The sequence below is a fragment of the Enterobacter sp. LU1 genome (assembly GCF_008271405.2).
GTDB lineage: Bacteria > Pseudomonadota > Gammaproteobacteria > Enterobacterales > Enterobacteriaceae > Enterobacter > Enterobacter hormaechei_C.
Genome location: NZ_CP043438.2, coordinates 1479285 through 1498619 on the forward strand (window position 1 = coordinate 1479285; position 19335 = coordinate 1498619).

Annotated in this window: 13 protein-coding genes; 8 read left to right on the plus strand and 5 right to left on the minus strand. The window is 56.3% G+C overall.

All coding sequences use genetic code 11. The features are described 5' to 3' along the window. Positions 1 to 89 precede the first annotated feature (89 nt). Entirely contained in the window at positions 90 to 1205 is a 1116-nt protein-coding gene (iroB, locus tag FZF21_RS07110; RefSeq protein WP_017384908.1) for a salmochelin biosynthesis C-glycosyltransferase IroB, read from the minus strand. A gap of 700 nt (positions 1206 to 1905) precedes the next feature. Here iroB and FZF21_RS07115 point away from each other — a divergent pair. From FZF21_RS07115 to FZF21_RS07140, 6 genes are all read left to right on the plus strand, one after another. Further along, positions 1906 to 3063, plus strand: coding sequence for an efflux RND transporter periplasmic adaptor subunit (locus tag FZF21_RS07115; protein ID WP_101677586.1), 1158 nt, complete (start codon positions 1906 to 1908; stop codon positions 3061 to 3063). Then, positions 3060 to 5000: a MacB family efflux pump subunit gene (locus FZF21_RS07120; RefSeq protein WP_149120993.1), complete on the plus strand. Its 1941-nt coding sequence runs from the start codon at positions 3060 to 3062 to the stop codon at positions 4998 to 5000. The genes FZF21_RS07115 and FZF21_RS07120 overlap by 4 nt, the downstream gene beginning before the upstream one ends. A 3-nt stretch (positions 5001 to 5003) precedes the next feature. Then, a complete protein-coding gene (locus FZF21_RS07125; RefSeq protein ID WP_149120992.1) occupies positions 5004 to 6374 on the plus strand; it encodes an efflux transporter outer membrane subunit in 1371 nt (456 codons plus the stop codon). A 184-nt stretch (positions 6375 to 6558) separates the two neighbouring features. After that, positions 6559 to 7935, plus strand: coding sequence for a glycoside hydrolase family 1 protein (locus FZF21_RS07130; RefSeq protein WP_047737798.1), 1377 nt, complete (start codon positions 6559 to 6561; stop codon positions 7933 to 7935). 51 nt (positions 7936 to 7986) lie between these two features. Then, entirely contained in the window at positions 7987 to 9309 is a 1323-nt protein-coding gene (locus FZF21_RS07135) for a PTS transporter subunit EIIC (protein ID WP_023296170.1), read from the plus strand. A 14-nt stretch (positions 9310 to 9323) separates the two neighbouring features. Then, positions 9324 to 10040 (plus strand): GntR family transcriptional regulator, encoded by a 717-nt coding sequence (locus FZF21_RS07140; RefSeq protein WP_015571043.1) that lies wholly within the window; start codon positions 9324 to 9326, stop codon positions 10038 to 10040. Positions 10041 to 10081: 41 nt separating this feature from the next. Here FZF21_RS07140 and ldtB read toward each other — a convergent pair whose 3' ends face one another. Continuing rightward, a complete protein-coding gene (gene ldtB, locus FZF21_RS07145) occupies positions 10082 to 11002 on the minus strand; it encodes a L,D-transpeptidase (RefSeq protein ID WP_015571042.1) in 921 nt (306 codons plus the stop codon). A 222-nt stretch (positions 11003 to 11224) separates the two neighbouring features. On the opposite strand from ldtB, the gene FZF21_RS07150 reads away from it, so the two are divergent. Beyond that, positions 11225 to 12820 (plus strand): ABC-F family ATPase, encoded by a 1596-nt coding sequence (locus tag FZF21_RS07150; protein ID WP_023296172.1) that lies wholly within the window; start codon positions 11225 to 11227, stop codon positions 12818 to 12820. Between the two features lie 83 nt (positions 12821 to 12903). Here the strand turns inward: FZF21_RS07150 and FZF21_RS07155 are convergent, their stop codons facing one another. Both FZF21_RS07155 and FZF21_RS07160 read right to left on the minus strand, forming a co-directional pair. Then, positions 12904 to 15267: a glycoside hydrolase family 31 protein gene (locus tag FZF21_RS07155; protein WP_149120991.1), complete on the minus strand. Its 2364-nt coding sequence runs from the start codon at positions 15265 to 15267 to the stop codon at positions 12904 to 12906. A 17-nt stretch (positions 15268 to 15284) separates the two neighbouring features. After that, positions 15285 to 16586, minus strand: coding sequence for an MFS transporter (locus FZF21_RS07160; protein ID WP_015571039.1), 1302 nt, complete (start codon positions 16584 to 16586; stop codon positions 15285 to 15287). Between the two features lie 286 nt (positions 16587 to 16872). Between FZF21_RS07160 and FZF21_RS07165 the strand changes: the two genes are divergently transcribed. Continuing rightward, positions 16873 to 17946 (plus strand): LacI family DNA-binding transcriptional regulator, encoded by a 1074-nt coding sequence (locus tag FZF21_RS07165; protein WP_047737791.1) that lies wholly within the window; start codon positions 16873 to 16875, stop codon positions 17944 to 17946. On the opposite strand, the gene FZF21_RS07170 is transcribed toward FZF21_RS07165, so the two are convergent. Continuing rightward, positions 17943 to 19199, minus strand: a complete 1257-nt coding sequence (locus FZF21_RS07170) for a DUF1479 domain-containing protein (RefSeq protein WP_149120990.1) — start codon at positions 19197 to 19199, stop codon at positions 17943 to 17945. The two genes, FZF21_RS07165 and FZF21_RS07170, sit on opposite strands and share 4 nt — an antisense overlap. Positions 19200 to 19335: the final 136 nt, after the last annotated feature.

Consider the following 19335-nt stretch of genomic DNA (forward strand, 5'->3'; position numbering starts at 1 on the left):
AAAAAGCGCCAGCCCGATCCGGTCCCGCATTGTTACGGGCGTATCTCCTGGATGCGTGCTGGCGTATGATCGTCATGACGGCGTAGTGGCTACCCTTTCTGTACCCTCGCGATCAGGCTTTTCGCCACCTCGCTCGGACAGGGTTGCGCTGCCATTTCCGCCGCTACCTCTTCAGAGGCGTCGCGAAGCGCGCGATTGTCGAGGAAAGCATTGATCATGCTGCTCGACAGGCCGTCGTCGCCGGGGATGATCCCGCAGCCGCGTTCGACAACAGCGCGGGCATTTACCGGGCGATCGGCACCCTGGCCGAAGACGATCTGTGGAATACCGGCGTGCAGCGCCGTCAGGGTATTGCCCGCGCCACCATGATGAATGAAGCCATCTGCGCCGTTCAGGAAGGCTCCCATGGGTATCCAGTCGACCAGGCGAACATTTGAGGGCAGTGAGCGCAGATCCGACCGCGCATTGGCCGAAAGATGCAGGATGATCTCGGCATCGACTTCACTGGCGGAATCCATCACCCAGGCGATCAGGTCAAGGCCGTCGACCATCGGTTTGACGGTACCGAGACTCACCAGCAGACGTTTACGGTCGGGCGTCCTCTCCCACCACGGTTCCCACACCGCGCCGCCGTTGTACGGGACGTACTGCATGGGAATAATGGGTTCTCCGTCGTTTTCAAGAATGCTCATGCTCGGTGGTGTTACGTCGATCCAGGCCATATCGCGCGGTGCGGCCCCAACGCCGTGGCGATGGTAGGCGTCCGCGAGCGAACGCGTTACGCCTTTGATATGCCAGGGCGTATGGCCGAAGCCGACGGTTTGCATTACGACCGGTATATCGTATTTGGCGGCAATCAGAGGCCCGATGACGCCGAGCGGCGGGTAGATGATGAGATCGGGCCGCCAGTGTCCGGCAAACTCCACCAGGTGGTCGGCCATCTCTTCGCTGAAGAATGAGAAGTTGCCCATTTTTGTGCCGATGTTGCTTTCTTTTCGCTGTGCCTCGCGGCGGCGATAGTCAGCTTCAGAATCAAAACCGGGTGCGGCGTCAAATACCACCAGCCCTGCTTCTGCCGCTTTTTGGGCGAATTTTCCTCCGCTGGCGATCAGCACTTCATGGCCGTTAACGCGAAACGCCTGTGCCAGAGACAGCACAGGATACAGCAGCCCATAGAGAGGCGGGCCTACAAACAAAATACGCATGAGAAAATCCCTCTCCGCTTGACGAATTAAATCAGGAAGTCGACGCAGTCATATGCCAGCAGCAGGACGTTAATTTTCGTTAAGCCTGCTTTGACAGACGCTGCGTCCTTTTTGAGTTTCACCAGCCTTACGAACGGTCCTGTCGCTGACTATTCCGTGACGTAGGCTGGTGAATCGGGAATTCCTTGTCCCGGCTTCCATTAACGCTTACGCGCCGTTGTCCTTTTGAACAGCCCAGGCGGCGTCGTGCTGCCACGCCGCGGTGTTCAGATGCATTTGTTGAGTGTGAGACCGTTCAACAAACCTGGAGAGGCTTGTTTCCTGATACCTCTGTATACCTTGCAAGATAAACCATCAGTGCAAATGCTAATGATAATAATTACTATTATCATATGTGAGTTGCAACTATAATTAAGCACTTAATGCACAATGAATCGATTATGGGAAAAATCGCAGGTGGGGCTCAGCAAAAGGGGACTCTGTGGATTTAGGCACAAAATCCCACGCTTGCGGCGGTTTACAGGCGGACCTGGTGATTCTGTGTAATTGATGGCGGGGGTCTATGATGACGCTACTTCACCAAATAGCGCGGGTTTACCTCCCGTAAATACTGGCGATGTTACTATGATGCCTGATTCACTGCTGTTTATCGTTATGGAAAACCTGCGTAATGTTAACAAAATTCCCTCCCCGACGCGTAATGACCTGTGCTGCGGCTCTGCTAATTATTTTTAGCATCGCCTTGTTCTTCTTCCTGAGAAGCCCCGAGGTTCCTGAGTATGTTACCGCTCCAGTACGCATCGGCGATATTGAAAACGCCGTACTTGCTACCGGTCGAATTGATGCGATTGAGCGGGTCAACGTTGGGGCACAGGTTTCTGGCCAGGTTAAGTCGCTGAAGGTGAAGTTAGGCGATCGTGTCACTAAAGGGCAGCTCATCGCTGAAATTGATGACGTGCCGCAGCGGAATGATTTACGCAACGCAGAAGCTGCTCTCAACGTGGTAAAAGCGGACCTTCAGGCTAAGCAGGCGCAGTTGAAGCAAGCCTCATTGCGTTTTAAGCGCCAGCGCCAGATGTTAAATGAGGATGCCAGCTCGAGAGAAGATTTCGAAACGGCTGAAACCACGCTGGCCAGTACCCGCGCTGAGCTATCGGCACTGAATGCCAAACTCGTCCAGGCGCAAATTGATGTCGACAAGAAAAAGGTCGATTTGGGTTATACAAAAGTTGTTGCTCCCATGGACGGCATTGTTATTGCCGTTGTCACCCAACAGGGCCAAACGGTTAACTCCAGCCAAAGTGCGCCGACCATTATCAAACTCGCACGTCTGGACGTGATGACAATTAAAGCCCAGATCTCTGAGGCGGATATCACGCGAATTTCACCGGGACAGAAAGCCAGATTCACCATTTTCTCTGAGCCGGATAAGCATTATGACGCCACGTTACGTACCGTTGAACTGGCACCTGAGTCGGTTATGAAAGATGATAGCCTTGCCAGCAGTAGCTCAGCCTCAGGGTCAGGCACGTCAAATGCTTCGGTGTACTACAACGCGCTGCTGGATGTCCCCAATCCAGAAAATCGGCTGCGAATTGCCATGACAGCACAGGTGACCTTGCTGGCTGGAGAAGCTAAAAATACGTTACTGGTGCCGATTCAGGCTGTGCACAAGGTGAGTGGCAACAAACAGCAGGTGCAGATATTGACCAGTGATAAGCGGCTGGAAACCCGTGATGTCAAAACCGGCATTACTAACAGTGTGGATATCCAGATCCTGGACGGTGTAAAAGTCGGGGAACATGTTGTGTTATCGCAGCCGGGTGAAAAAGCGCCCGGGGAAGGGTTTGTATCTTGAGTAATATCATAGAACTCAAGGGCATCAGCCGCACCTACAGGAACGGTGGACAGGATCTCACCGTGCTTAAAGGGATTGATTTGACTATCGCTGCTGGGGAGATGGTCGCGATCATCGGCGCCTCCGGTTCCGGTAAGTCAACCCTGATGAATATTATGGGCTGTCTCGATGTCCCTGATTGTGGCGATTACTTTATCAGCGGTCAAAATGCCGCCCAGCTTTCACCTGACGATCTGGCAAGGATCCGCCGTGAGCACATCGGTTTTATCTTCCAGCGTTATCATTTAATGCCCGACCTGAGCGCGTTAAGTAACGTTGAAATTCCGGCGATTTATGCCAATAGTGAGCGCGAAAAGCGCCGTCTGCGCGCGGCGACATTGCTTGGAAGACTCGGGCTGGAAGGTCGTGAACATCATAAGCCGGGAGAGCTTTCAGGCGGCCAGCAGCAGCGTGTGAGTATTGCCCGTTCGCTGATTAACGGCGGTGAAATCATTCTGGCGGATGAACCCACCGGCGCGCTGGATACGCAGTCCGGTCAGGAGGTACTGTCAATACTCAGTGAACTGAATCAGCGTGGCCATACCGTGGTTATGGTGACACATGATATGAAGGTAGCGCAGCATGCTAACCGTATTATTGAGCTGCGTGACGGTGAAATTATTTCTGATACCGGCAGTCGTGTTACCTCCGGGGTTGCCCTTAAACGACCTGACAGCGTTCAGCAAAGCTGGTGGCAAAGTATTGTTGACCGTACCCGTGAATCCCTGCACATGGCGTTAAAAGCGATGAATGCGCATCGCCTGCGCACGACGTTAACCATGACGGGCATTATTTTTGGTATCGCCGCGGTTGTTACGGTGGTGGCACTGGGAGAAGGCGCGAAACAGCGAACCCTTGATAATATCAAGGAGCTTGGAACCAACGTGGTGAGCATCTACCCGGGAAGGGATTTCTTTGACGACAGCACTGAAGCCATTCGTACACTGGTCCCGGCAGACGCCGAAGCATTAGCAAAGCAGGGGTTTGTTGACAGCGTCAGCCCCGAAGTTAACGCTTCCGACAACATTCGCTTTCTGGGTAAATCCGCTACCGCCACGATCAATGGCGTTGGGCGCGATCATTTTCGCGTAAACGGTATTGAACTGTTGCAGGGATCAACTTTCCAGGACGATCGAAATGCCTCGCAGGAAGTCATCATTGATGAAAACGCCCGCAAGGCGTTATTTGACGATGCGGGACTCAAGGCACTTGGGCAAATCGTTTTTCTGGGTTCCGTGCCTGCACGGGTTGTCGGCATCGCCAAAGGGAACAGCCGAAGCTATGCGCCTAATCGCATTAACGTCTGGATGCCTTACAGCACGGTGATGTATCGAATGACAGGAAAACCGGTGTTGACCAACATCAGCGTAAGGCTTAAGGATGATGTTGCCAACGAGGCAGCGGTCAGCGCTATTTCTCAGCTTCTCACTCAACGCCACGGCGTGAAAGACTTCCAGCTTTATAATTTCGAGCAGATTCGACAATCAATCGAACGGACCTCAATGACCTTTAGCATCCTGATTCTGATGGTGGCCTGCATCTCGCTGATGATCGGCAGCATTGGGGTGATGAATATCATGCTGGTGTCGGTCACGGAACGGACCCATGAGATTGGCGTACGAATGGCGGTCGGTGCGCGTCAGGGCGATATCATGCAGCAGTTTATGATTGAGGCTGTGCTGGTATGTCTAATAGGCGGAGTGTTAGGTATTGCACTGTCGTATGCCGCCGGAGCGCTGTTCACCGCGCTGGCAGGGGGCATTTTCACCGCCATTTATTCGTGGCAGGCCGCTACTGCCGCATTCTTCTGCTCAACTTTAATCGGCATGATCTTTGGTTATCTCCCTGCCCGCAAGGCAGCAAGGATGGATCCGGTCGTTTCACTGGCCAGCGAGTAACCCATGAAAATGTTATCCCCTTTAACGGTATACCTTGCTGTCCTGCTTAGTGCTGGCTGCGCCGACTCTCTGAAAAGCGACTATCAGCCTCCTGAGGTGAAATATCCTGCCAACTGGTATCAGGCGGATGCTGCGGAGGAGAGGATGCCGTTCGACTGGCAGGCCTTTAACGATCCAGACCTCGACGGCTGGCTGCGGCAGGTGATGGTGCGCAATAACGATGTCGCTGGAGCAGTATTGCGTGTTTATCGCGCCCGCCTGGAAGAAGAGCGGATTGGCATCACAAACGATCCGGGACTAAAAGGTTCGCTCGCGCTTAACGGTAAAAAACAGCTGAACAGCTCAGCCCACTGGAGCAGGGGCAGCGTTGCCAGTATTAATACCAGCTATGAGCTGGATCTGTGGGGCAAAATAGCGCGGCAGCGCGATGCGAAGGCGTGGGCACGTTTTGCCTCGGAAGAAGATCTGCGTTCTGCACGCCTGACGCTGCTTTCAAATGCCAGTAATAATTACTGGCGCTTAGGCTTTATTAACCAGCAGCTGTCTGTCCTGCAACAAAGCATCGACTATGCAAAAGAGACGCTGCGCCTGGCTAACGCGCGTTATGCCGCGGGCGGTGCCTCCTCTCTGGATGTTGTGGATGCTCAGCAGGGCGTGCTTTCGCAGGAAAACAGGCTGGCGGCGTTGAAGAATGAACGTTTACAGGCGCTCAATCAGCAAGCCGTTTTGCTTGGAACCGCGCCGGGCAGCGCGATAGTCGAACCGAAAGCGTTACCAATGGGACCACTGCCGCAGGTCAGTGGAAAGATCCCGGTCAACGTGCTGCGGCATCGACCCGATATCAGCGCTAAAGAGTGGCGGGTACGGGAAGCATTGGCAACCGTTGATGTCCAGCGTACTGCATTTTATCCAGCGTTTAGTCTGACCGGCTCGCTTGGCACCAGCAGCAGCAGCCTTATGGCCTTCCTGGAAAATCCTGTAGGCTCTGTTGGAGCAAACCTGACCCTGCCGTTCCTGGAATGGAGAGAAAGGGGCATGGACGTGAAGATTGCCCGCAACGACTACGAGCAACGGGTTCTGGAGTTTAAACAGGAACTTTACAAGGCGATGAGTAGCATAGAAGATGCGCTTGCTTTGCGTCATCAACTCCTGGAACAGGAGACGCTTCTACGTGAAGGCCTGGAACTGGCGAAAAAATCAGAGAGGCTAAACGAAGTTCGCTATCGCCAGGGCGCGGTGCGAATTTCTTTCTGGCTTGATGCTCAGGAGAAACGCCGTCAGGCCGAACTGGCACTGTATGAAAATCGCTTTAACCAGTTAAATAATCTGGCAAAAATCTATATGGAGTTCGGCGGTTCGGTATCTTTCCCCTGAATTGCGCAGACTCATTTACGTCTGGCAGCAATATGACTTGCTGCCAGGGCGCAGTTCGCAAGACATCCCTCGTCATTATTCAAACCCATCTCACAAAAATCGTTCCTCCCCTTTGATCGAAATTTCATCTCTGGCTATATGACTAGTCATATCATTTAAATGACTAGTCATATAGGAGGCAACCATGAATCAATCACTGCCAGCCAACTTCTTATGGGGCAACTCGGTGTCGAGCATGCAGACGGAAGGGGCCTGGAATGAGGGCGGAAAGGGGATGTCGGTGTACGACATTCGCGAAGCCGGTGAAAATATCTCTGACTGGAAAGTGGCCACCGACTCCTACCACCGCTACCGGGAAGATTTCGACCTGATGCAGGATCTGGGCATGAACTGCTACCGCTTCCAGATCTCCTGGAGCCGCGTCTGCCCGCAGGGTGACGGCGAGTTCAACGCCGAAGGCATCGCGTTTTATGACCGTTTTATCGACGATCTGATCGCCCGCGGTATCGAGCCGATGGTCTGCCTCTACCACTTCGATATGCCGCTGGCGCTGGCGCAGGAGTACAACGGATTTAACGATCGTCGCGTCGTGGAGGCGTTTATCCGCTACGGCAAAAAGATGATCGACTGCTACGGTGACCGGGTGAAGTACTGGCTGACCTTTAACGAGCAGAATATTTTCCACATGCCGATAGCCTTCCGCATCTCCGGCTATATGAAGGGGGAGGAAACCCTGCGCGAGCTGTACGAAGTGCAGCATCACACCATGGTGGCGCACATGGCGCTGACCGAGTACCTGCACCAGACTAAGCCGGGCAAGCTGATGGGCGGCATGCTGGCGCACCAGCTGATTTATCCGGCCACCTGCAAACCGCGTGACATCTTCTGCGCCCAGCAGTACGACGAATTCCTCAACCAGAACCTGCTGCGCGTCTTCGCGGGCCAGGGCTACAGCCCGGCGGTGATGGCGGTGGTGGAGCAGGAAGGCTTCGGCGATATCTACCGCGCAGACGATCTCGCGCTGTTTGCGCGCACGAAGAACGACTTTATGGCCTTCAGCTACTACGCCAGCAAAACGCTGGACAGCGATGCCATCCCGGAAGGCACGCCGGTGAACTATTACCTGCTGCACGGCGAGAAAAACAATCCGTACCTGAAGGCCACCGAGTGGAACTGGCAGATCGACCCGCTGGGCTTTCGCACCATCATCACCCGCTATGCCAACGACTGGCGGATGCCAGTATTCCCGATTGAGAACGGCATTGGGGTGATTGAGTCCTGGGATGGCGTGAATCCGATTGAGGACACCTACCGCATCGACTACCACCGGGCGCATATCGAGGCCATGAAAGCGGCGATGTTCGAGGACGGGGCTGAGGTCATTGGCTACCTCGGCTGGGGGTTAATCGACATTCTCAGCTCCCAGGGCGACATGCGTAAGCGCTACGGCGTGGTCTACGTCAACCGGGAAAACCACGACCTGAAAGACCTGAAGCGCGTGCCGAAGAAGAGCTACGCGTGGTTAAAACAGGTTATCCATACCAACGGACGCGAGATGTAAGCCGTACGCTGCCGGGCCGTTTTTGTGACTGATTGATGGGAACTATCCGCTATGTCTGAAACAAAAATAACACCGCACATGCAGTCTTTTGTCGATAAATTTGTTGAGTTCTCGGCGCGCCTGGCAAACCAGGTGCATCTTCGCTCCCTGCGCGATGCCTTCGCCACGGTAATGCCGATTTTCATCCTTGCCGGTCTGGCTGTGCTGGTGAATAACGTGGTGTTCCCCTGGATCTTAGAGGGCGACACGCTCACGCAGTTTAAGGTGTGGGGCGAGGCGATCATCAACGGCACGCTGAACATCGCCGCGCTGCTGCTGGCGCCGATGATCGCCTGGTCGCTGGCGCGCAACAAAGATTTCGACAATCCGGTCTCGGCAGTGGTTATCGCCGTCAGCAGTTTCATCATCATGATGCCGATGCGCTTACAGATTACCCCCGTCGGCAGCGACGCCACGGTAAACGTTACCCAGGTGCTGACGTTCGCCAATATCGGCTCCACCGGGATTTTCGCCGGGGTGCTGATTGGGCTGCTCTCAACCGAGCTGTTTATCGCCATTTCACGGCTGAAGGCGCTGCACATTTCGCTAGGGGAGAACGTACCGCCAGCGGTGAGCAAATCCTTTACCGCGCTGATCCCGACGATCCTCACGCTCTCCCTGTTTGCGGTGCTGGCGGCTATACTGGCGAACGTGCTGCACACGGATCTGATCCATCTCATTACGACATTTATTCAGCAGCCGCTGCGGCTGATCAACACCAGCCTGCCCGGGACGATCTTCATTTACAGCTTCGGTAACTTCCTGTTCACGCTCGGTATTCATCAGTCGGTGGTCAACAGCGTGGTGCTGGAGCCATTCCTGCTGATCAATACCAATGAGAATATGCTGGCCTTTGCCAACGGCCAGCCGATCCCGCACATCATCAACAACATCTTTGTGCCGACCTTTGGCATGGTGGGCGGGACGGGCAGCACTATCTCATTGCTGATTGCTATCTTCATCTTCTCAAGACAGAAATCAGCGAAGCAGGTGGCGCGTCTGTCGCTGGCGCCGGGTCTGTTTAACATCAACGAGCCGGTGATTTTCGGCCTGCCGATAGTCTTTAACCTGCCGCTGATGATCCCGTTCGTGCTGCTGCCCGCTATCGGAATTTACTTTGCGTGGCTCTGTACCACGCTGGGGCTCATGTCGCGCTGCGTGGTGATGATCCCGTGGACGACCCCGCCGATCCTCAGCGCCTGGCTGGCGACGGCGGGGGACTGGCGGGCGGTGGTGGTGCAGTTGGCAATCATCGTATTTGGTGTATTCTTCTACCTGCCTTTCCTCAAAGTTGCCGAGCGAGTGGCGTTGAAAAACAGCGGGACAGAACACTAATTTAAGGAAGGACGATGGCGGCGAAGTACATCACCATAGCGCGGGAAATTAAGAAACGCATTATCACCCAGCAGTACGCCGCCAATGAACCTCTGCCGGACCAGTTCGCGCTGGCGGCGGAGTTCAGCACCAGCCGGATGACCATTCAGCAGGCGATGCGTCAGCTGATCGTAGAAGGGCTGGTCTATACCCGACAGGGGCAGGGCACGTTCATCCGCAAAAATTTCCTCCAGCTTTCCCAGTGGGATCTCTCCGGCAGCGACTACTTCGGGGCGACCAAAACCTGGGAACATTTAGGCACGGTGACGAGTCAGGTGGTGCACTTCGAACTGCGCTTCCCGAACGAGAAAGAGCAGGCATCGCTGATGATAAATCCGGATACGCCGATCTATGACTTTATCCGTCTGCGTTTACTGAACGGTGAGCCGATGTCTCTGGACGCTACGGTAATGCCGCTCAATCTGGTGCCCGGTCTGAACAAAACCCATCTTGAAAGTTCGGTATTCCGGTATGTACAGGAGACGCTGGGGCTGAAGATCATGGGATCGTATCGGGTGGTGCGGGCGCTGAAGCCCAGTGCGCTGGATATGCAACACCTTGTCTGCGAGCCAACCGACCCGGTGCTGGAGGTAGAGCAGGTGATCTATCTTGAAGATGGTACGCCGCTGGAGTACGCCCATTGTCACTATCGCTATGACCATGGCGGCATCGTTATCGTGAATAACGGATAAAAAAAAGCGGGCCCCGCGGCCCGCTTTTTTAATTCTCACGATTAGTTCAGACGCACCGGCATACCGGAACGGTTCTGAATCGCCTGGTCAACAATGGTCGTGTCAACATCCGCCTGAGAGGTGACGGACTGCACCGCGCTGGTCAGCTTAATCGGTACGATTTCGTTGTTGTTGATCTGATCTTCGCTGGTGGACAGCGGGTTATGCACTTCAATGTAACGGCTGCCGTCCGGCTCTGACGTCGCTTTCACCGGTTCGTTAATGAACTGCACGCGCGTACCGACCGGCACGTTATCGAACAGGAATTTGATGTCTTCATTACGCAGACGCACGCAGCCGTGGCTTACGCGCAGGCCGATACCGAAGTTGGCGTTAGTACCGTGGATGGCATACAGACGTCCAATGTACAGCGCGTACAGACCCATCGGGTTATCCGGGCCGGCAGGCACAACAGCTGGCAGCGGTTCGCCGGCAGCAATGTACTCAGCGTGCATTTTGGCGGTCGGCGTCCAGGTTGGGCCCGCTTTCTTACGCTCCACTTTGGTGGTCCAGTTCAGCGGAGTGTCTTTACCCAGCTGACCGATACCGATAGGCAGCACGATCACGGTGTTGGTGCCTTTCGGGTAGTAATACAGACGCATTTCGGCGCTGTTAATCACGATACCTTCGTGCACGGTATCCGGCAGGATCAGCTGCTGTGGAATGTTGAGTACGGTACCCGCTTTCGGCAGATACGGGTCAACGCCCGGGTTCGCCTCCAGCATGTTCGACAGACCGAGCTGATACTGCGCCGCGAAGTATTCCAGCGGCTGAGAGTTCCCTTCCGGCACCGTCACCACCTGGTTTTCACCCACCAGACGGCTTCCGTCTGTCGGCAGGGGATACGTCACCGCAGACGCGGTCTTACAAAAACCTACTACGGCTAACGCCGCCGCAAAAAGCGTTGTTAATTTCATGTTCATGTTATGCGAGGTATCTAAGCCATTCTGGCGATGAGTTGATAAGTCTGAATCGGTAATGGGAGCGCATTATATGTGCATTCCCGTTAACTGGGAATTCAGATGTGTACGAAATCACATTTTTTTCGATTTTGTTAAAGTTTAGTGGATTACCGCAACACGGGATCTCAATTCGGAATTGTGGCATAATGCCGCGTTTATCACACTTTTCGCAGGAATCTCTCCGTGTTAGTTACCAGCAACGTCACTATGCAGTTTGGCAGTAAGCCGCTGTTCGAAAACATTTCCGTCAAATTTGGCGGCGGCAACCGTTACGGCCTGATTGGTGCCAACGGTAGCGGAAAATCCACCTTTATGAAGATCCTCGGCGGTGACCTGGAGCCAACGCTCGGTAACGTGTCGCTCGACCCTAACGAGCGCATCGGTAAGCTGCGTCAGGATCAGTTCGCCTTCGAAGAGTTCACCGTGCTCGACACCGTGATCATGGGGCACGCGGAGCTGTGGGAAGTGAAGCAGGAGCGCGATCGTATCTACGGTCTCGCTGAGATGAGCGAAGAAGACGGTTACAAAGTGGCCGACCTGGAAACGCAATACGGCGAAATGGACGGCTACTCTGCGGAAGCGCGTGCGGGCGAACTGCTGCTGGGCGTCGGTATTCCGGTTGAACAGCATTACGGCCCGATGAGCGAAGTCGCGCCAGGCTGGAAGCTGCGTGTGCTGCTGGCGCAGGCGCTGTTCTCTAACCCGGACATCCTGCTGCTCGACGAACCGACGAACAACCTGGACATCGACACCATCCGCTGGCTGGAGCAGACGCTGAACGATCGCGACAGCACCATGATCATCATCTCGCACGACCGTCACTTCCTGAACATGGTGTGTACCCACATGGCGGATCTGGACTACGGCGAGCTGCGCGTTTATCCGGGCAACTACGATGAGTACATGACGGCGGCAACCCAGGCGCGCGAGCGTCTGCTGGCCGACAACGCCAAGAAGAAAGCGCAGATTGCTGACCTGCAATCCTTCGTCAGCCGCTTCAGCGCCAACGCCTCTAAATCGCGCCAGGCAACGTCGCGTGCCCGTCAGATCGACAAAATCAAGCTGGAAGAGGTTAAAGCCTCCAGCCGTCAGAACCCGTTCATCCGCTTCGAGCAGGACAAGAAGCTGTTCCGTAACGCGCTGGAAGTGGAAGCCCTCACCAAAGGCTTCGATGAAGGCCCGCTGTTCAAAAACTTCAACCTGCTGCTGGAAGTGGGCGAGAAGATAGCTATCCTCGGCGCCAACGGCGTGGGTAAATCCACTATGCTGAAAACCCTGGTCGGTGAACTGCAACCGGATAACGGTACCGTGAAATGGTCTGAAAACGCGCAGATTGGTTACTACGCGCAGGACCATGAATATGAGTTTGAAAACGATCTGACCGTCTTCGACTGGATGAGCCAGTGGAAGCAGGAAGGCGACGACGAACAAGCGGTACGCAGCATTCTGGGGCGTCTGCTGTTCAGCCAGGACGATATCAAAAAGCCCGCCAAAGTGCTCTCCGGTGGTGAAAAGGGCCGTATGCTGTTCGGCAAGCTGATGATGGAAAAACCGAATATTCTGGTGATGGACGAACCGACCAACCACCTGGATATGGAATCTATTGAGTCGCTGAACATGGCGCTGGAGATGTATCAGGGCACCCTGATCTTCGTCTCTCACGACCGGGAGTTCGTCAGCTCACTGGCGACCCGCGTGATCGAAATTACGCCAGAGCGCGTGGTGGACTTCACCGGTAACTACGAAGATTACCTGCGCAGTAAAGGTATCGACGGCTAAAAAAAAGCCCGGTGGCGCTTCGCTTACCGGGCCTACGGATCAGTTTGTAGGCCGGGTAAGGCGAAGCCGCCACCCGGCATTGTTCAGAGCACCCACTCGCCCCCTTCAACTCCGTTCACCCGCAGCGTACGTTTTTCCCCCGCCGGTAATGACACCTTCAGCGCCTTCCATGCCGGACGATAGTCGCCGCGCGCATTCACCTTCAGGTTGATACTTGCGCCGTCGCACACCATCTCCCATTCCACCCACAGCGCATTGCCGTTCTGGTAGCCCCAGCTTTCGCCGTCATCCTCAAACAGCAGCCCGGAGGTGGTGCCGACGCCTTTCACCGGGAACAGTTTCAGCTCACGGGTATCGTCTTTATCGGCGCTCACGTGACGGATGCGTTCGCTGAGCGGCAAACCGGCACCGGCGCGCACCAGCAGCGGCAGTTTTTCCAGCGGCGCATCAAGGACGATCGATTGCCCGCCCGCATACCACGCGTGAGTGTAAAAATCGTACCAGCCGGTTTCGTTATCCGGCAGCCAGACGCGGCGCTCGCGCTGCCCGGCTTCGACGACGCTGGCCACCAGCAGGTCACGGCCCAGCAGGAAGTCGTCGCACTCTTCAAACGTCTGCGCATCGTGCTCATGATCGAGGAAGGTCGGGCGCAGCATCGGCTCGTCGTCGGCGTGCGCCTGCCAGAGCAGGGTGTAGAGATACGGCAGCAGGCGGTAGCGCAGTTCAATGGCGCTGCGAATCGCAGGCGTGACGCCCGGGTACATCCACGGCTCGTTCACCGTGTGATCATCGTTCCACGAGTGAATGGTAAAGCGCGGGTGCATCACGCCGTTCTGTACCCAGCGCACGAACAGCTCGGCATCCGGCTTGTCGCCGGAGAAACCGCCGACGTCGTGACCGACGTTGAACAGTCCGGACAGGCTCATGCCCAGCCCCATGCGGATGTTATAACGCAGGGTGTCCCAGTTGGTGCGGTTGTCGCCGCTCCAGGTCTGAACGTAGCGCTGCATCCCGGCACAGCCGGAGCGGGAGATCAGATACGGACGTTTCTCCGGCGCAAAGCGCTGCTGCGCTTCCAGCGAGGCGCGCATCATCAGCAGCGGCATCACCGGGCGAATGTGCTTGATGGCGATCTCCTGACCGAAGCCATAGCAGCGCGCTTCCCCGTCCCACACTTCATACTCGTTGTTGTCGTTCCAGGTGGAGTCGATGCCCATCTCCAGCAGCTGCGTGGTCACGCCGTTCTGCCACCACTGCACCGTCTGCGGGTTAGTAAAGTCAAGGTGCGATCCTTCGTCATCCCAGAAGCTGGAACGTTCAGGCGCATCGGTTTCTGAATCACGAATGAACAGGCCGCGTTCCGCCACTTCGCTGTAGCGGGGATGATCCTGCAACAGACACGGCTTGATGTTGGCCGCAAGCCGCAGCCCCGCGTCGTGGAACGCCTGGCTCATCACCTTCGGCTGCGGCACTTTGTCGTAGTTCCAGTTAAAGACGTAGCGCTTGCCGTTAATCGAGGTATAGCCGGAGGAGAGCTGGAACGAGTCGCACGGAATGGCATGCTCATCGCACAGGCGGATGAAGTTCATCAGCTGGTTTTGCGCGTCCGGCGCGTCGGTGTAGTGCATGGTCGAGCCGCTGTAGCCCAGGCTCCATTTCGGTCCGAACAGCGTTTTCCCCGTCAGGCGCACGAAGGCTTTGGTCATGTCCAGCACGCGCTTGCCGGTGAAGAGGTAGTAGTCAATATCGCCCGCTTCCGCCTGCCAGCGGCGGTAGGCAGTGTGATAGTTGTCGATCTCGTTACCCAGATCCAGCCAGCAACTGCTCAGGTTATCGTAGAACAGACCGTAGCTCACGTCATCGCGACGGGTGAGGGTGAACGGGATGTGCTTGTACAGCGGATCGGTGCTGGCCGCGTTATAGCCCATCGCGTCCAGGTTACGCATCTCATAACGTTTGCCGTTGCGCTGTAAATCGCCCGCTTTCTCACCCAGACCGTAAAAACGTTCATCCTTACGACGGCTAAGATAGTGCGCCACGCCGTCACCGTGGGCGTTCAGCAGGTAGGCGCTGGTCGGGCGGTCATTGACCAGCGGCTGCCACTCGCCCGCCTCATTGCGGTAGTGCCACTCCAGCCACAGCGGCTGGTGGACGGTGACGCGCAGCTGTTCAGTCGCTACGGTTAACGTGTCGTCCTGCTGCGTCAGCGTCCAGGCAGGGCAGGTGAAGCCGCTGACATCGTCACGACGGCGGCCTTCCCACGGCACATCTTGTTCCGGCGCGATGCTCCAGGTGCGGTTCAGCGCCAGCTCGCCTTTACGTTTGATCAGCACACGGAACAGATTCTCTTCCAGCACATACAGACACAGGCGGTGCTGGTTATCGATTAGCAGTTCCAGATGATTCGCCGACTGCGTATCGACGGTCCAGTTTTTCAGGGTTTTCATATGCAATACATCCACTATCAGGCGCGCTTGGCGCGACGTTCAGCAATAAATGCTACCAGGAAGACAGCGCCAATCAGGTCAAAGAAGCCCATGGCAATAAAAAGCGGGTTAAAGCCGATTTTGTCGGCGGTCACACCGATTAACAGTGAGAACAGGAAGCTGGCGATCCACGCCGCCGAGCCGCGCATGCCGTTGACGGTCGCCATCTGGCCTTTGTCGAACGACTCCACGACCAGGGCGCTCAGCATGCAGGAGATGATCTGGTGCCCGAAGCCGCCGATAGAGATCAGCACGATGGTGATATACGGGTCGCGGGTCACGGCCACGACGGCCAGAGAAATCATCAGAAACGCGCCGGTGACGGAGCTGGCTACCACCGAGTTGACGCGGGTGCAGCCAAACCAGCGGGTGTAGAGCCGGGTCAGGTAGCCGCTCGCCACGCTGCCGAGGTCGGCGGCCAGGAACGGCAGCCAGGCGAACATCGCGATCTGTTTCAAATCCATGCCGTGCTCTTTGGCGAGGTACAGCGGCACCCAGAAGCTCAGCACGGCCCAGGCCGGTTCCGCCATAAAGGCCGGGATGGCGATGCCGTAGAACCGTTTGTTCTTCGAGACGGTTTTCAGCGCGGTCAGGAAGGGCAGTTTGACCGGCGCAGGTTCGTTATCCTGCTTGATAAACGCCAGCTCATCGCGGCTCAGGTTTGGGTGCTGTTCCGGGTTGTGATAAAACGCCCACCACAGGATCACCCACAGCAGCGCCAGCACGCCGGTAAACATAAACGCACCCTGCCAGCCGAACGACGCGTGGGCAAAGTAGATGATAGGCGGGGCCAGCATGGCCCCAATGGAGAAGCCTACCCCCGCCCAGCCTGCGGCAACAGGGCGCTCTGATTTCGGGAACCATTCACCGATGGTTTTGGCGTTCGCTGGCGTGGCGGCGGCCTCAGAGGCACCCATAAAGAAGCGCAGAATCGCCAGGTGCAGCCAGCTTCCGGCACCCGCGTGGAAGATACACATCAGCGCCCAGATCCCGGCGCAGACCATAAAGCCGATTTTCAGGCCGATAACGTCAATCAGCCAGCCGCACAGGGGCTGGAAAATGGTGTAGGCGATCTGGAACGCGCCGACGATCCAGGAGTACTGCTCGGTGGTGATCCCGAGGCTCTCTTTCAGTTCAGGGGCGAGAATACCTAACGAGTTACGGGTGATGTAGTTAACGGTCACGCCGAGAAGAAACAGCACCAGTACGTACCAGCGCAGGTTCCTGATGACGCGACGTGTTTTGCTTGTCGCTACGGTGTTATTGATGTCCTGACTCATTTTCTTCTCCACAAGACGGACGGTAAGGGGACAAAGGTTCAGGTGTCACACAGCGTCAGGCGTTTGAAAGTTATCTGTTTTAGAGCGCTAAGCTGCTATACAACTAGTATGGAAGTTGTGTGACAGGTTCACCTTAAGAAAGAAATTGGGCAGGGAATAGTGGATTTTGTGCAAACTTTCTCATAACTGAGGTTTAATTTTCGGCATTATGGCCTTCTCGCAAGTTATTACCTGATAAACAAGTTGTGAAAATTTTTTCATTTCACATCCGGAGCCAGATCACAAAATGGACAAAAGGCTTAAAATCACCGAAATCGCCGCCCGGACGCAGCTCTCCATCAGCACCGTTTCTCGCGTGCTGGCGGGGAAGGCAAACACCAGCGAAAAAGCACGGGCAAAGGTGCTGGCGTGCGCGCGGGAGCTGGGGGTAATGGACGGCATGGCGGCGGGGCGTCTGCTGCTTAACAGCCTGGTGGTGTTTGCCCCGCAGCGGGCGTTTGACGAGCGGTCCGACATCTTTTACTACCGCGTCATCCAGAGCGTGAGCAAAGGGCTGGCCTCGCACGAGGTTCGCCTGCGTTACTGTGCGCTGGAGGAGAACGACAGCGATGCCCAGCTGTTTCTGGCCCGCATGAACGAAGCGGACACTCAGGCGGCGATCCTCCTCGGTATCGACGATCCGCATATCCACGATCTGGCGGTAGACATGGGCAAACCCTGCATGCTGATTAACTGCCGGGACCGCCACATGCGCCTGCCCGCCGTCGCGCCGGATCATCGCGCGATTGGCGAGCGGGCGGCAAAGTACCTGTTCGAGATGGGGCACCGGGAGGTGATGAACGTGCTGTGCCTGCGTCGCTACACCATGGAGCTGCGCCTGTCCGGGATCCGCGACGCGTGGCACGGTCATAACCTCAGGTTCAGCGACAGGCGCGACCTGCTGATGGTGTCCAGCTTCAGCGCCAGAGAGACGGAGCAGCTGGTGAGCGAGTGGCTTCACCAGCAGAAAGGGAAGGACCTGCCGACGGCGTTCCTGGTTGGTGGCGATTTTATGGCGGCGGGGACCATCAGCGCGCTGCAAAACCACGGTCTGCGCGTGCCGCAGGATGTCTCGGTGATGAGCATCGACGGCTTTAATCTCGCGGCGATTCAGGATGTGCCCTTAACCGCGGTACATGTTCCGCGTGATGAGCTGGGAACGGAAGCGGTGCATATGCTCCAGCAGCGGCTGATGCGCCCGGATGCGCCGGTGGGAACATTGCTGCTAAACGGCACGCTGACCGTGCGGGAGTCGGTCCGGCGGATACGTCAGGGGAAACGACGCACCGCCGTTGAGCGGGAAGGGCTGTATGACGGTTAAGCCATGCCCAGCGCGCGCCTGCCGTGGATGTTGAGATCGTTCACGGTAAAGCGGCCCTGCCAGCTTTTCTCATAATCCTCGCGCGGGAAATCGCCCGGTGACGCGCCGGTTTCCAGCGCTTCCTTGACCTTTTTCGCATAGGCGAGATTCTTCTCGCACATCGGCGCGGCAGGAATGTACATCACGTTGCCCCAGCCCTGCTGATTTTCCACCGGCGCGACGGAGTGGATCACATCGCAGTGCCACCACACGGAATCACCGGCTTCCAGCGCCGGAATGCTGGTTAACGCTTCGATCAGCAGCGGGTGCCACTTCTCAGAAATCGGCAGCACACGCCCCGGCGCCACGCCGCACAGCTCGTCTTCCGGCACGTCGTCCAGCAGCGGACGCAGCAGAATGTAAGCCATTGCCTCCGGGATCGGCACCACGTGCAGCAGCCCCTGGCCGGGGATCATATCCGACAGCGCCGTCCAGCCCTGGAAGGTGCGGAACACCGAGCATTTGGTGGTGTTATCGACGGTGTACTCTTCCGCTTCGGTACGATGCGCGGCATTCCACGGATCGTATTTCTCGACGTTGCCGTCAAACACGCGGGCGAACACCTGCTGATAAGCGGGCAGCAGCCAGCGCTCCAGCGCGCCAGAATCGGTGTGTGCGCCAAGTCCTTTCGAGGTGGTTCCCGGCGGACGGCGGCGGATGCGGTCAGGGTAAATCACGCTCACGTCCGGGTCGAACCACTGTTTACCGTTGCTCTCAAATGTCCATAAACGGTTCAGGAATGACTGTACCTGCGCCATCTCTTCACTCTGGCGCGCCTGCATTTGCGCCTGAGACCAGTAGATCGGATAAATCTCCGGACGAGAGGCCGTTAAGGTGCCGAAGAAGTTATCGCCGGGTCCTTTGTACACCTCGTCAAATTTGTTCAGATCGAGGTAGTCGAGCATCGACTGATCCCACGCCAGCGCCTGCTCGCGCGGGAAGTGGCCTTTGATCACCGCGCAGCCGCGACGTTTAACGGCTTCGCGCTGTTCGGCGGTGATCGTGCCGTTTTTCACGTCGGCAAAAGGGATCACTGGCCAGACGGTTTCGCCTTTGTTTTTGAGGGCGTTGATTTCCGCCACGCGGGTGGCGATTTTATCGCTGAGCCGGTCGAACACCGCCTGCACGTCGCCGATCTGCGCGCGTAATTCACGTTTCATCTGACGGATTGCCGCTTTATGGTCCGCTGGCAACGTTTCGCTGGTAAAGGTCATAACTGCCTCGCATCTTTCATTCGAAAGTAAAAGTGTCTACAAGTGATACTTTAAGTTAAAAAAAAGTTAATGCAAGTTTAAAACCTTGACGGGCGCCACAGGATGGGAAAAGAGTGAGAGGCCGGAGCGAGGCTCC

Bases quoted from the DNA above. Each gene is read 5' to 3' on its own strand.
- iroB (WP_017384908.1), bottom strand. From the start codon at position 1,205: ATGCGTATTTTGTTTGTAGGCCCGCCTCTCTATGGGCTGCTGTATCCT.
- FZF21_RS07115 (WP_101677586.1), top strand. From the start codon at position 1,906: ATGACCTGTGCTGCGGCTCTGCTAATTATTTTTAGCATCGCCTTGTTC.
- FZF21_RS07125 (WP_149120992.1), top strand. From the start codon at position 5,004: ATGAAAATGTTATCCCCTTTAACGGTATACCTTGCTGTCCTGCTTAGT.
- FZF21_RS07130 (WP_047737798.1), top strand. From the start codon at position 6,559: ATGAATCAATCACTGCCAGCCAACTTCTTATGGGGCAACTCGGTGTCG.
- FZF21_RS07135 (WP_023296170.1), top strand. From the start codon at position 7,987: ATGTCTGAAACAAAAATAACACCGCACATGCAGTCTTTTGTCGATAAA.
- FZF21_RS07140 (WP_015571043.1), top strand. From the start codon at position 9,324: ATGGCGGCGAAGTACATCACCATAGCGCGGGAAATTAAGAAACGCATT.
- ldtB (WP_015571042.1), bottom strand. From the start codon at position 11,002: ATGAACATGAAATTAACAACGCTTTTTGCGGCGGCGTTAGCCGTAGTA.
- FZF21_RS07155 (WP_149120991.1), bottom strand. From the start codon at position 15,267: ATGAAAACCCTGAAAAACTGGACCGTCGATACGCAGTCGGCGAATCAT.
- FZF21_RS07160 (WP_015571039.1), bottom strand. From the start codon at position 16,586: ATGAGTCAGGACATCAATAACACCGTAGCGACAAGCAAAACACGTCGC.
- FZF21_RS07165 (WP_047737791.1), top strand. From the start codon at position 16,873: ATGGACAAAAGGCTTAAAATCACCGAAATCGCCGCCCGGACGCAGCTC.
- FZF21_RS07170 (WP_149120990.1), bottom strand. From the start codon at position 19,199: ATGACCTTTACCAGCGAAACGTTGCCAGCGGACCATAAAGCGGCAATC.